Annotated in this window: 12 protein-coding genes and 1 pseudogene; 6 read left to right on the forward strand and 7 right to left on the reverse strand. The window is 67.5% G+C overall.

Annotation, left to right across the window (positions count from 1 at the left end; genetic code table 11):
* Positions 1-624 precede the first annotated feature (624 nt).
* Positions 625-849 carry a hypothetical protein gene (locus ADY59_RS43015; RefSeq protein WP_049575775.1) on the forward strand — a complete coding sequence of 75 codons (225 nt, stop codon included), beginning with the start codon at positions 625-627 and terminating at the stop codon, positions 847-849.
* A gap of 55 nt (positions 850-904) precedes the next feature.
* On the opposite strand, the gene ADY59_RS43020 is transcribed toward ADY59_RS43015, so the two are convergent.
* The 4 genes from ADY59_RS43020 to ADY59_RS43025 all read right to left on the reverse strand — a co-directional run bounded on the left by ADY59_RS43020 (position 905) and on the right by ADY59_RS43025 (position 3,023).
* Positions 905-1,624 (reverse strand): DinB family protein, encoded by a 720-nt coding sequence (locus ADY59_RS43020; protein ID WP_049575795.1) that lies wholly within the window; start codon positions 1,622-1,624, stop codon positions 905-907.
* A 365-nt stretch (positions 1,625-1,989) separates the two neighbouring features.
* On the reverse strand, positions 1,990-2,163 hold the full coding sequence (locus ADY59_RS54170) for an IS3 family transposase (protein ID WP_156326093.1): 174 nt from the start codon (positions 2,161-2,163) through the stop codon (positions 1,990-1,992).
* A 21-nt stretch (positions 2,164-2,184) separates the two neighbouring features.
* Entirely contained in the window at positions 2,185-2,412 is a 228-nt protein-coding gene (locus ADY59_RS54175; protein WP_156326094.1) for a DDE-type integrase/transposase/recombinase, read from the reverse strand.
* Entirely contained in the window at positions 2,343-3,023 is a 681-nt protein-coding gene (locus tag ADY59_RS43025; protein WP_197094126.1) for an IS3 family transposase, read from the reverse strand. The genes ADY59_RS54175 and ADY59_RS43025 overlap by 70 nt, the downstream gene beginning before the upstream one ends.
* A gap of 42 nt (positions 3,024-3,065) precedes the next feature.
* Between ADY59_RS43025 and ADY59_RS43030 the strand changes: the two genes are divergently transcribed.
* Positions 3,066-3,407: an integrase core domain-containing protein gene (locus ADY59_RS43030; protein ID WP_053175702.1), complete on the forward strand. Its 342-nt coding sequence runs from the start codon at positions 3,066-3,068 to the stop codon at positions 3,405-3,407.
* A 65-nt stretch (positions 3,408-3,472) separates the two neighbouring features.
* On the opposite strand, the gene ADY59_RS43035 is transcribed toward ADY59_RS43030, so the two are convergent.
* Positions 3,473-5,155, reverse strand: a complete 1,683-nt coding sequence (locus tag ADY59_RS43035) for an alpha/beta hydrolase (RefSeq protein ID WP_197094127.1) — start codon at positions 5,153-5,155, stop codon at positions 3,473-3,475.
* A 348-nt stretch (positions 5,156-5,503) separates the two neighbouring features.
* On the opposite strand from ADY59_RS43035, the gene ADY59_RS43040 reads away from it, so the two are divergent.
* The 3 genes from ADY59_RS43040 (at position 5,504) to ADY59_RS43055 (ending at position 10,029) form a co-directional block, all read left to right on the forward strand.
* Positions 5,504-6,772 (forward strand): sensor histidine kinase, encoded by a 1,269-nt coding sequence (locus ADY59_RS43040; RefSeq protein ID WP_197094128.1) that lies wholly within the window; start codon positions 5,504-5,506, stop codon positions 6,770-6,772.
* A 12-nt stretch (positions 6,773-6,784) separates the two neighbouring features.
* A complete protein-coding gene (locus ADY59_RS43045) occupies positions 6,785-7,429 on the forward strand; it encodes a LuxR C-terminal-related transcriptional regulator (protein WP_049575782.1) in 645 nt (214 codons plus the stop codon).
* 551 nt (positions 7,430-7,980) lie between these two features.
* Positions 7,981-10,029 (forward strand): SpoIIE family protein phosphatase, encoded by a 2,049-nt coding sequence (locus ADY59_RS43055; RefSeq protein ID WP_082310840.1) that lies wholly within the window; start codon positions 7,981-7,983, stop codon positions 10,027-10,029.
* Between the two features lie 498 nt (positions 10,030-10,527).
* Here ADY59_RS43055 and ADY59_RS43060 read toward each other — a convergent pair whose 3' ends face one another.
* Complete coding sequence (locus ADY59_RS43060; RefSeq protein ID WP_049575790.1) at positions 10,528-11,103, reverse strand: dihydrofolate reductase family protein; 576 nt, start codon at positions 11,101-11,103, stop codon at positions 10,528-10,530.
* Positions 11,104-11,306: 203 nt separating this feature from the next.
* Between ADY59_RS43060 and ADY59_RS43065 the strand changes: the two genes are divergently transcribed.
* A complete protein-coding gene (locus tag ADY59_RS43065) occupies positions 11,307-12,386 on the forward strand; it encodes a helix-turn-helix transcriptional regulator (RefSeq protein ID WP_197094129.1) in 1,080 nt (359 codons plus the stop codon).
* 84 nt (positions 12,387-12,470) lie between these two features.
* On the opposite strand, the pseudogene ADY59_RS52035 reads toward ADY59_RS43065, so the two are convergent.
* A pseudogene (locus ADY59_RS52035) lies at positions 12,471-12,666 on the reverse strand (OmpA family protein); the annotation flags it as partial.

The raw sequence follows: 12,666 nt of genomic DNA on the forward strand, positions 1-12,666 counted from the left end.
GTGACGGACGTGATTGTGGTGATCAACCCGTCTACCAGGGGTTTCGCCATGCCATCAGGCGAATGTCGACCTTGCGATCATGCTGTGATCAGCAGCCCGCCGCACGGGGATGAAAACGGCTCACTGCGGCGAAGTTGATCACGGCTGCCGGCCCCGAAACGGTCCTGGCCGACCTCGACCGCCGGCTCAAGGCGCCGCCGTACCGGCTGGTTGTCAGCCATGCCCCATCGAGGCAGGTCTCATCGCCCACCAGCGACCGTGGGATCGAACGCCGAGGCCATCACGTTGAGGGCGAGGGCCGGTGAATGATCAGGCCGCCGGCAACGTGAGGTAGAGGCGTTGGAGAGCTGCTGCGCCGGCCTCCTCGACTTCTGGCAGGGCTCCTCTTGCGGCTCGTATGGCGCGTTGGATCTGATGAGGAAGCCGTGTGTTCTCCGCAGTCGCGATTGACTGCAGAAGTGCGTGAGAGGCTGCGGCCTTGCCGCCCGTGGCGCGGAAGACTCCGGCGACGGTGACACGTTCGATCGTCTGCCATTGCGGCGCGACACCGGCCGCATATGGTGTGTCCGCTTCTGCGACCCGTGTCGCGTCCTGTAGACGGCCTGTGGCGAGCAGGCCTCGGAGGTGGACTTCTCGTACCACGAAGGCGTTGACCAGTGGTGTGTCGTGGTGGGAGTCCACGAAGCGTTGCAGGTCGGTGATCGTGGTGTCGAAGTAGGCGACGTTGCCGAGTTCGGCGAGTGTACGGGCCAGGGGGATGAGGACTGCGCCGCGTTCGGCGGCTGGAGCGATGTCGCAGGCTCGTTGGAGACGAGCGGCGGCTGCCGGCTTCTTTCCGATCTTGCGTAGCTCGTTGCCGTGGACGCCTAGAGCGCGGCTCAGAAGGGGACCGAGGTCGCCCGGCCTACTCAGCGTCCTGTGCCTCGATCAGGTCGAGATCGCGGACGCAGAAGCCGTGGTGCTCGAAGGTCTCGTTGAGCACCGTGCCGAGGCACTGCCGCACCGAGCGGCCCCGGGCGTACGGCGGCCAGACATCGTCGTCGGGCACCGGCGCTCGCCCGGCGAGCTGCTCAGCGGTGACCTTGTCGAGCCAGGCCTCGAGCTCGGCGGCCTGTGCGTCACGTACGCTCACGATCTCGTCTAGGGACGGATCGAGCGAGAGGTCAAGCCCGTGCGCTCCACGGTAGGGCTCGACAGTCGTCCCGATGCCCATCGGCGTGAACAGCTCCGTCGAGCCCAGGCAGCAGCGGCGGAACCACGAGTCGTGGACGAAGACCAGGTGGCGCATCGTCTGCACGGCCGACCACTCGTCGTTCACGCTGCGGCGCTCGATGCCGGGCGTACGACGGATTCGCTCGATCGTGGCGGCCCAGCCGGCATGGAGCTGACGCGCTGCCTCGCGCAGCTCGGCAGGGTCCTCGGAGCGGATCAGCAGCCGCACCGGATTACGCCGGTCGAGCTCTGCCTCGACGTACTCGGTGACCTCGACCCCGTTCACCACGAGGTTGGTGATAAGCCCGTCGATCACGGCGTCCTGCATGACGACGCCGATCAGGCGTGCCCCGGTCAGATCGCACTCGCGGAACTCTGCACCGTGCAGGTCCTCGTCGACATATCGTTTCATGCTCCGCATGCTAGGGCCGAGTACTGACAAACTGGCCTCCCTGACCCCGCGACCTCCATCCCATGGTGCGGTCGGCTCTCCCGAACATTGAGCCGTTTTCATCCCCGTGCGGCGGGCTGCTGATCACAGCATGATCGCAAGGTCGACATTCGCCTGATGGCATGGCGAAACCCCTGGTAGACGGGTTGATCACCACAATCACGTCCGTCACAACCAGGGGCTTCGGATGCTGTTCTATCGTGCCGCCGTCGATTTGTCGCGCTCAACCCTGAACTACGTCGCCGGCCTCATCCGCCGGCACCGCAAGGCCATCGGCTCCACCTGGCGGTGAGCTTCCCTCCGTAGCACGGACACCTGAGGTGAGGTCACTCAGCGGTGTCTGACGGCCGGTAGAGGGCCTCGAACGTGACGGGGCTGTGCATTCCGATGCTGGAATGTCGTCGGCATGGATTGTACCAGCATTCGATCCATTCAAAGATGGCGTTGGCTAGTTCTTCTCGGGTTTCCCAGCTTTTGACATCGAGAAGTTCGAGCTGCATCGTTTCCTCAGAACGATTCCATCATCGCATTGTCGTAGAAGTCGCCCACCGTTCCCATGGATCCGAGCAGGCCCGCGTCTCGCAGCCGCTTTCCAAGGCCCACGATGTATATTGGTCGGAATGCAGAATGGTCGAGCGGGTGTCCGGATTTCGCCGGGCCACCGCCATCGCTAATGCGTTCACCACGAGATCTGTATCCTGTCGTGCGTCGATGGACCAGCCGATGACGCGTCGTGAATAGGCGTCCATGACGGTGGCGCAATACAGCTTTCCTCGCGGGTGGGATGCTCGGTGATGTCGGTCAGCCAGAGCCGATCGGGCGCTTCGACGTCGAAGCGGCGCTGCACCAGGTCCTCCTCGGTGGCCTGGTTGACCAGGCTGCGGCGGCCCTTGCGCCGGTAGATGCCCTGCAGGCCGGCCGCGCGCATGAGCTGCTCGACGCGCTTGCGGTTGACCTGCTCACCGAGACCGAGCGTGAGCTCGGCGTGCACCCGCGGCGAGCCGTAACTGCCGCGCGAGTCGGCATGGATCTGCCGGATCATTTTGCTGAGTTCCTTATTGCGGAGTTCACGCGGCGGCTCGGGCCGGCCGAGCCACTCGTAATATCCCGAGGTTGACACCTGGAGTACTCGGCAGGCCACCGCGACCGGAATGCGGTCGTCGGCGAGTTCCTTCTTCTCTGCGCTGGTCAACCGGTCACCGGGGCCGGCGTTGTCGTCGGCGTCAGCTTGTCGCAGCCAGTTCTGCAGGCACGAGCGGCTGACGCCCAGGTCCTTGGCGAGTTGGAGGAGCGGTTTGTCACCTTGGCGCGCGAGCTCGACCGCGCGACGCCGGAACTCGGCAGGGTGTGGCGAGGGCATGGAGGACATCCTTCCTGATGATCAAGGGTGACCTCAGGCCAAGTGTCCGGAGAACGGGGGAAGCTCAAGGAATACACCGCTGCCCGCTACCAGGGGCTGTGCCGGCGCCTGGGCGTAGTCCAGTCAATGGGCCGCGTGGGCTGCGCGCTCGACAACGCAGCCGCCGAGGCGTTCAACAGCACGCTCAAGGTCGAGTACGTGCACCGCCACCGGTTCCGCACCCGGGCCGAGGCCCGCCTGAAGATCGCCACCTGGATCGCCGACTTCTACAACACCAACCGGCGGCACAGCGCCAACGACAGCCTGCCGCCCATCACATTCGAACGTCACATGATCGAGAAGAGACAAGCCTCATCGGCCCTGCTGAGGACCGCTGTGGCATAGAACCGTCTCCACGCTTTCAGGGGATTGACATCTGTTTCGCTACGTTAGATGCCCGGTCTTCGTGCTCACCGCTTCTTCGCCACCATGAACGGTGTGCCGTCGACAACGCCGGACAGGGCAGGGCGCTTGTGCGGGGTGAAGGGCAGCCACGCCAGTCTGATCCGATGCGGCTGCCCATCGCCTGTGGAAACCTCTAGCGTGGCCACTGCTTGCCTGTTGGAGACGACTGCGATCTGTCCGCTGACCTCTAGGCCGCTCACGAGACTTGTCCGTTCCAGCGTGATCGTGGTGTCGCTGAAATCGACCCGGCCGCCTCGTAGTCCCGGCTGGGTGTCGAGCCGACTGTGGGTGGGCGAATAGGGGTTGCGGCGGGCGACGGCGTCGGTTGCGGTGGCGAAGGTGACCGCGAGCAGGCGTCGCTGCTTGTGGGAAAGTCCGGCTGCGGGTATCGGCGGCACGTCGCTGATCGTGCGAGGGAAGCTGCCGATGGCCCGGTAGTTCTCCGCAGCACACCGCATATCCGGAACTCTGTGGCTGGTCAGGAACGATCGCATTGCCGTACGAATGCACTCGCCCACCTCGCCCGGCACCATCGCGAGGCTGTGCGCCGCGAAAGGGACCCGGACGAACGTGGCGCTGGGGAAGGCGCGCATCGCGTGGGCGACTTCAGCTGGACTATGTGTGTCGAAGTCACCGCCGACTACCATGATCGGCACGTTGGGCAGGTCCGCCCGTGGAGGCAGGGGAGGGCTGTGCCGGAGGGTGGGCCACTGGACGCAGAAGTCGAGATCTTTGGTGATGTCCAGGCCCAGATCGGCCGGTGTGTATGGCGCCAGCGGCCGTTCCTGAAGGTAGTAGCGTTGCAGCTGGGCTTGTCGTTCGGCGGGTGAGGCGTCCCGGCCGAAGGGGAAAGACCCGTCGCCGCATCGGTAGGCCAGGTACCCGGCCCACTCCGGGCCCTCCACCGGTTGCTGTGGCAGACCGGGCACCACTTGGGTCAGCCGTCGCAGTGGTGCGGGGTCGCCGTGGAGGTAGGCCATGGCTGCGGCGTTGGCTTCTCTGCCGAATACCGCGTCATGGACTTTGTCCACCATGCCGAGTGCGGCGATTGGCACCTTCGGGTCAGGATGTGCACGAAGCCGGGTTACCAGGTCCGTCCAGATGTTACTTGCTCGGCCTGGCAGGGCGCGGCAGGCGCGCGACTGTCTGCACACCAGATCGAGGTGGTCCAGGCGTGAGCGAACCGGCCACAGCGCGTATCCGTCGGCCGAGGTGATCATAGTGCTGTCCAGGAACGCGGCGGCCAGGCTGCCGGGGTGCCTGGCGGCGTACGCCTGGGCGAAGAGGGTGCCGTACGAGTTGCCGTAGAAGGTGATCTTCGAGACGCCCAGCGCCCGGTGCACCGCGTCCATGTCGTGCACAGCCTGGTCGGCAGTGAAGAACTGAACGCGCGGGCCGAGGCGTTTGGCGCAGGGCGCGATCGTCTCCGGGACACGGAGGTTCAGCCCTGGGCACAGTAGGGGGGACGACGTGCCCAGCCCGCGGGGCTCGACCACTAGGAGGTTCTGGTCCTCCAGCACGGGGCCGAGCACCTGCTGGATGCGTGGGAGATCGGGCAAGGCGGCCATCGGCCCGCCGGGGTTGGCGAGGATGGTGCCGGTTGCTCGGCCTGGGCGTTTCGTTGCCGGGAGCCAGGTGAAGGCGACGGTGATGCGCTCAGACGATGGGTCGCCCCAGTCCAGCGGCACCGCCAGTGTGCCGTCGCAGCGGTCGGTCGCCGCTGCGCACTCGTGGGATGGGGCGGCGACCGCCTGAGATGTGGCAGCCGGAACGGCAGGCAGGAGTACCGCGGCAAGTACTCCTCCAGCAGCAAGGACTCTGGAGATCATTTCCCTGGCCCTGCATCGGGATGCTTGGTTGTCGTCATGGTGATCACTGTGGCGAGGACGGACGAGTGTTCACCACGGGGACATCCTCCGTGCTGGCTTCGGGATATCCCCCATGGGCTCTCCGGCTGTTCTTGTGGGTGAGTGTCCGCCAGGCTTTACGGCGTGTGGCCGTGATCACCCGCAGGATGGCGTCAGATGAGGAGGAGCGTGGGCAAGCAAGCAGAGAGCGGCTCCGGCCTGTGGCGGGTGCTGATCACGGCTCCATTGAATAGGCGGGCATGGTGTGAGCTCGCTTACGCGCTGATGTTGCCGTTCATGGTGGGCGCCGGCCTGGTCCATCTCGTTCTCGTGCTGCTGAGCGTCATCCTGACGGCGAATCTCGTCGGAGTGCCGATGCTGGCCCTGAGCGTGATGGCGGCCAGAGGGCTCGGCACGGCCAATCGACGGCTGGCACGAGCGTGGGCCGGGGTGCGGGTGCCCGATCCCGCCTCGTTCTGTGCCGGGCCTGGCCTGCTGAACCGGCTCGGCGCGGCGCTCGGTGACGTGACGGGATGGCGCGCCGTCATCCATAGCCTGCTGCGGCTGCCGGCGGCCGTGGTCGCCTGTGCGGCCGCCGCCGGGTTGTGGGGAGGTGGCCTGCTCCTGCTCGGCTTCCCCCTGTGGGGGCAGTTCTCCGCCTTGGCGCACCTCTCTCCACCCGGCTGGCCGGTTGCGGTGCTGGTGAGCGTCGCCGGACTGGCGCTGCTGCTCCTCGCCCCGTGGGGCGTCCACGTCGCCCTGACCCCCGAGCGCATGCTCGCCCGTACGCTGCTCGGGCCCGCGCCGGGCGACATCCGGATCCGCCGGCTGGAGCAGGCACGGGCGCTGGCCGCAGAGGACGCGATCGCCAGGCTCCGCCGGATCGAGCGAGACCTGCACGACGGGACGGCGGCACGGCTGGTGACGCTGGCCATGAGCCTGGGCATGGCCCAGGACGAGCTCGAGCAGGCCGACCAGCCCGAACGGCTCCAGCGCGCCCGCGTCCTCGTCGACAGCGCGCACCGCAGTGCCAAGGAGACCGTGGCCGAGTTGCGTGACCTGATCCGCGGCATCCACCCGCCGGCGCTCGATCAAGGGCTGGAGGTCGCCCTGACCACGCTCGCCGCACGGAGCCCGATCCCCGCCCGGTTCGAAGCCGACCTGCCCGCACGACCGGCTCCCGCCATCGAGGCCATCGCCTACTTCTGCACGACGGAACTGCTCGCCAACGTGGTCAAGCACAGCGGCGCCAGGCACGCCGCCATCGAGGTACGGGTGCGTGATGGACTACTGACCCTGCGGGTGCGCGACGACGGCACCGGCGGCGCGGCGCTCGGCACCGGATCCGGATTACGCGGACTGGCCGCCCGGGTCCATACGTTGGACGGCATGATCGACATTCACAGCCCGGCCGGAGGACCTACGGTGATCACAGTCGAACTCCCCCTGTACATCTGAACGGAGCAGTGCATGCGCATCGTGATCGCCGAGGACGCCGTGATGCTCCGGGAGGGCCTGTGCATGCTGCTCACCTCCCGCGACCACGAGGTGGTGGCCGCCGTGGGTGATGGCGACGCGCTCCTGGCCGCTGTGGCGGAACACGGCCCCGACATCGCCGTGGTCGACGTACGCATGCCGCCTTCCCACACCGACGAGGGCCTGCGAGCCGCGATCCAGATTCGCCGTGATCATCCAGAGGTGGGCGTGCTGGTGTTCTCCCAGTACATCGAGACGCGTTACGCGACCCAGTTGCTCGCCGGCGGCGCCCATGGCGTGGGATACCTGCTGAAGGAGCGCGTCGCCGACGTCAAGGACTTCCTGGCCGCGCTCGACCAGATCGCGATCGGGCAGACCGTCCTCGATCCCGAGGTCGTCACCCAGATCATGGGCGCCAGCCGCCGCGCCGAGACCCTGGGCACGCTCACCCCGAGGGAACGTGAGGTGCTGGCCATGATGGCGGAGGGGCGTTCCAACAACTCCATCGCCGCCGCGTTGTTCCTGTCGTACGGCTCGGTGGAGAAGCACGTGACGCAGATCTTCACCAAGCTCGGCCTGTCTCCATCGGACAACGACCATCGCCGGGTACTTGCCGTCCTGCACTACTTGCAGGCCTGACCATCCCCCATCGCGCTCCCGCGCGGATGGGAGGTTGTCAGGGGTTCGAGTCCCTGGGGCGCACCGCACAGAAACCCCATCTCGGTACGCCGAGCTGGGGTTTCTTGGTTCCCGGAGAGCCTCGGGCGAGGTCGAGGTGCGCGTCGGGCTTGAGCGCCGACAACGTGGCTTGAGGGCGGTAGCAGTTGGCGTACAGACTGCTGATCATGCTCAAGCTTGTGTGCTGGGCCCTGTCGCAGACAGTGGAGGTTGTCCAGCCGTGCGCCCACCTCTGTGCGCTCAAGCCCTTCGACACCCGCCCCGGCCAGGGAGTGGCACTGGAGCGGTTCTACGAGTTCTCGAGTCTGGGAGCAGAAGTGCCCGGTCATCTTCGAAGGTGATGGCGAAGCCGTTCAGCGCGGCCTTCCAGCGGGTGATCCAGCGTTTGCGTAGAACCGCCCGAGCGCGGCCGCCTCGGTCGGGGCGGCCGTGTGCCGCGATGAGTGGCGTTCTGGACGGCTTTGGCCGGGTAGGGGCAAGGCTGGCGATCGGGGCCATCGGGGGAGGTCACCGTGGGGGCGGTTGACGATTCGAGGGATGGCGGGCTGCCGTTCGAGATGCTGGATCCGGCTCCGGTGGGGGTGGCGGTGACGCGGGGGCGGAAGCACCGGCTGATCTACTGCAACGAGGTGTACCGGTCGGTGGTCAGCGTTCCTCGGGGCGGGATGCCCGTCGAGGAGGCGTTCGCTGCGTTCGTGTTGCCGTACTACCGAGGGCGTTTCGACCGGGTGTACGCCACGGGAGAGCCGGTCATCGCCACCGCCGAGCCGGCGGTGCAGATACCCGGCAACAGAGCGCTGGGGGAGCGGTTCTTCACCTTCAGCCTGTCGCGGGTCGTCCATGGCGCCGGCGAGTACGGCGTGCTGGTGGTGCTGCTGGACGTGACCGAGCAGACCTCTGCCGCACACCGGGTGTCAGCCGTCGCCGAGGAACGCCGCCGCTTCCTGCGCCGCTACGAGAGCTTGATGCGCGTCAGCGCGGACATCTTCTGGGTGGCCAGCAGGGACGGCTACGTTTCGGAGCCGAGCCCGAGCTGGGAGCGGGTGACCGGGCAGCCGTGGGAGGGACACCGAGGGCAGGGCTGGCTGCGAATGGTGCACCCCGACGACCGCCAGGCCACGATCCAATCCTGGTCACGGGCCGTCGGCAGGACGACTGAGCTGTGGGAGCACGTCTACCGGCTGCGCACCGTCGAGGGCGGTTATCGGCACTTCCAGCTCCGCGCGGTGCCGATCTGCGAGCACGGCGAGGTAGTGGAATGGGTGGGCACCTGCACCGATATCGAGCAGCAGTGGCAGGATCAACGGCGCCAGCGCCTGCTCGACCGTGCCGCCTCCGCTACCGTGCAGTTGCGGAGCCTGGAGGAGATGCTGGGCGCGCTGGCCGATGTGATCGTGCCCGAGCTGGCCGACGGCTGCGGCGTCTACCTGGTGACCGACTTGATCGACGAGCGGCCCGGCGGCGCCCCGTTCGTCGTCGAGCGGCTGGCCACCGCCGCACGCCCCGGCATGCGGCGGCTGCCGCCGTACAGCGAGGAACAGCTCTCCGCCGCCAATGCTTTCGTCAAGGCCGCGCGGAGCAGGAGACCCCTGCTGGAAATGTTCCCCGCCGGCTCGCCACCGCCGAACGTCGCCCCCGACGGCACGCTGCCCTGGCTGACCGCGAACGGCGCCAACGGCATGCTGATCCTGCCTGTCGTGGTGGACGGCACGGTTCCGGCTGTTGTCAACGTGGTGACGTGCGGGGACCGCCCGCCGGTCAGCCGAGACGACATCACCCTGCTGAGCCGCATGTTCGACCACGCCCACGACGCCCTGAGCAGAGCCATCCGCTACCAGCGCGCCCAGCAGATCGCACTGGCTCTCCAGTACAGCCTGCTCGCCGAGCCGCCGCGGCTGGACGGCCTGCAGATCGTCGCCCGCTATCGGGCCAGCCCGGCCGCGGCGGAGGTGGGCGGCGACTGGTACGACTCCTTTGTTCTGCCCGACGGTGTTCCGGTGCTGGTGATCGGCGACGTGGCCGGCCACGACCTGAGTGCCGCCGTGGCGATGAGCCAGCTGCGGAACATGCTGCGCGCCCTGGGCATGGATCGGTGCGAGCCACCGGGGGAGATCCTCACCCGGCTCAACGTCGCGATGGAGTCGCTGTCGGGCGACGTAACCGCCACCTGCGTGTACGCCCGCGTCGAGAAGCGCGGCGATGGCTACCGTGTCCGCTACGCCGCGGCCGGCCATCCGCCCCCGCTGCTGATCACTCCAGATGGCGGGAGTCGCTTCCTGGACGACGCCGTGAGCCCGCTGCTCGGGTTCCCGTACGAGGGGCCACGCCCGTCGAAAGCCGAGCCGCTGCCGCCGGGCAGCACCCTCCTGCTGTATACCGACGGCCTCGTCGAACGGCCGGGCGAGCACCTCGACCGTGGCCTGCAACGACTGCGCCGCCTGACGGAACAGGTCGCCGACCAGCCCGTGGACAAGTTCTGCGACCAACTGCTCAGCACAATGCCCACGACCGGCTTGGACGACATCGCCGTGATAGCGCTGCAGCTGCCCGTTCAAGGCTGAACCTGCGCCCGGCCTGACGAGGAGCCGCAGCCGGCGCAGGGAGGTCACGCGGCAGTGAGGTCAGAGCACGGCGAGAAGGACCAGGTCCTCGGGCGCGGACTGCGGTGTCAGCGCCGAGTACGGGCAGGGTAGGCGACTGAACCGTCGGCTGACGCGCTGCACTGCAACCCCGTCACTTCTGTGGTTCGTCGCAACTCCCATTGCGACGAACCACCCTAAACGCTGCTAAGTGGCTTGTGCCGCCCTCCGGTCGGTGCGGTTCACAGAGGGGCGTGGAGCGGCGCCCAGTGTGAGCGGACACGAGTTTCTCCAGGGAGACGGTCACCAGGAGGCCAGTTCGGCGGCCATGTAGAAGCCGGTGATTTGACCATGACGACCGCAGAGAACGCATCGGAGCACTCTTTCCCAGCTCCTGTCGAGCCCACCAGGCCGGGTTTGGGAAGCCGCCGATACGCGCCGGTCAGGGCCTACCCTGACCATCCGGCCCCTTCCGAACCATCACCTTGTCCCGATGCGGTAGCGCAGATGTGTGGCGTCGCTGCCTTCGAGCCTGCGCACCGGCTCCAGCTCGACGGGATCGAGTCCCGTGGCCTCGAACAGCCGACGGCCACCTCCCAGCAGCACGGGTACGAGATGCAGCTCGAGCTCGTCGAGCTGACCGGCCGCCAGCAACGCCTGCGCGGCACCTGCGCCGTGCACCAGCACCGCACGGTCTTGCGCGGCTTCCCGGGCCTCGACGGCACACGCGTTGACGTCGGTGTAGAACTTCGCGCTGCCAGGCGGCACGTCACCCGCCTCCACGTGGTGGGTCAGCACGTGGATCGGCACGCCGTCGTGATGATCGCCCTGCCACCTGCCCGCCAGCTCGAACGTGCGGCGCCCCGAGATCACGGCGCCGGTCGCCAGAGCCTCGCGGTAGACCTGCCCATCGACCCCGGCGGACATCCGCTCGTCAAGCCAGTTGAACAACCGCCCACCCCCGCGTCCCAGTTCCTGGCCCTTACGGTCGTCCGGTCCGGCGATGAAGCCATCGACGGACATGGACATGTACAGGCGGATCGGCGCGTCACCCATCGGAGTCATCCTTCCCGTGCGAGGCGAGGGCCTCCAGCGTGTCCGCCATCGACTCGGCGAAATCGGTCACCCGCAGCTCCATGTGCGATGTCCTCATCATGGCTCCTCCATTCCGTGTGACCAGCCTCCCGCGACCGCGTTCTCGCGGGTATCCCACTTTTCTGGGGGTCCGGCTACGCTGAACCATGGTCCACAGTCAGGCGATGCGTGACAGGGTCCGTGACGACATCGGGCTGCTGGTGCACCGCGGGATGCCGGTGGAGGCCTACTGGCGCGCGGTGAGCGATGCCCTGGATGTCGCGGTGCCGTCAGCGGGCTCCTGCTTGATGACCATGGACCCGGCCACCATGCTGCCGACCGCGGAGTTCGTCGAGAACGGGTTGCCCGCGGATTCGATCAGCCGGCTCGTCGAGATCGAGTTGCGCGAACCGGACTACACCAAGTGGGTCGACATGGCCCGCGAGGGTACGGCGGCGGCGAGCCTGAGCCACGTCACCGCGGGCGACCTCGACCTCAGCCGCCGTCAGCGAGAGGTCCGACGTCCTGGGGGTTATTCCGACGAGCTCCGGGTCGTCCTGTCCAGCAGCACCGGTACATGGGGCGCTCTCACCGTTTTCCGCGAGACGGACAGCCCGTATTTCTCGTCGTCCGAGGTACGGCTCCTTTCATCGCTGACCGGACTGATCTCGGACGGGCTGCGCCGGGCGCTGCTGCTGGATGACGCATGTGCCGACCGCCCCGACACCGGAATGCTCGTGCTGGACCCGGGCGACGGCGTCGACCTCGCCAACCGGGAGGCCGACCAGTGGGTCGACGAGCTCGGTATCGGCGATCGAGCCGGCACCAGACTGCCGCTCGTGATCCGCTCCGTCGCCAGCCAGGCACGTGCCATCGTCGCCGGTGAACCGGTTGCCGACGTCGGACTGGCTCGGGCGCGTGTGCGAACCCGGACGGGCCGTTGGGTGATCGTCCGCGGGTCATCGCTGGGTGAGGGGCCGCTGGCGCCGGTCGCTGTGTTGCTCGAAGCAGCCCGTCCTGCCGAGATGGCCCCGTTGCTGGCTGACATGTACGGGCTCACCCAGCGCGAGAGACGGGTCACCGAACTCGTCGCGCAGGGACTACCGACCAGACAGATCGCCAACCGGCTTCAGATGGCGACGTACACCGTTCAGGACCACTTGAAGTCGATTTTCGCCAAGTCCGGCACCGGGTCCCGGGGTGACCTGGTCGCCCGCCTGTTCTTCGACCAGCGCACCACGTCCCTGACCGCCCCATCGGCGTAGTGGTGGAAGACAGCAGCGTCGAGTCAAGAGTCGTGGTCGTGTGCCTCAGGTCAAGTCGCGGCTGTAGCTGGCCGGGCCACCCGGTCATCGGCTCGCGTCGTAGATGATCTCGACGCGTCGGTTGAGCGCCCGGTTCTTGGCGCTGGGGCGGTTGTCGACCATGTTGGGCACCCGCGGTCGGGCCTCGCCGTGCCCGGTGGCCTGCAACGGCACGGACTGCCCTGCGAGCAACTCGGTGAGGACGCCGCGCACTGCTTCGGCGCGGCGCTCGGACAGCCGG

The sequence above is a fragment of the Nonomuraea sp. SBT364 genome, from assembly GCF_001083785.1.
Classification (GTDB): Bacteria; Actinomycetota; Actinomycetes; order Streptosporangiales; family Streptosporangiaceae; genus Nonomuraea.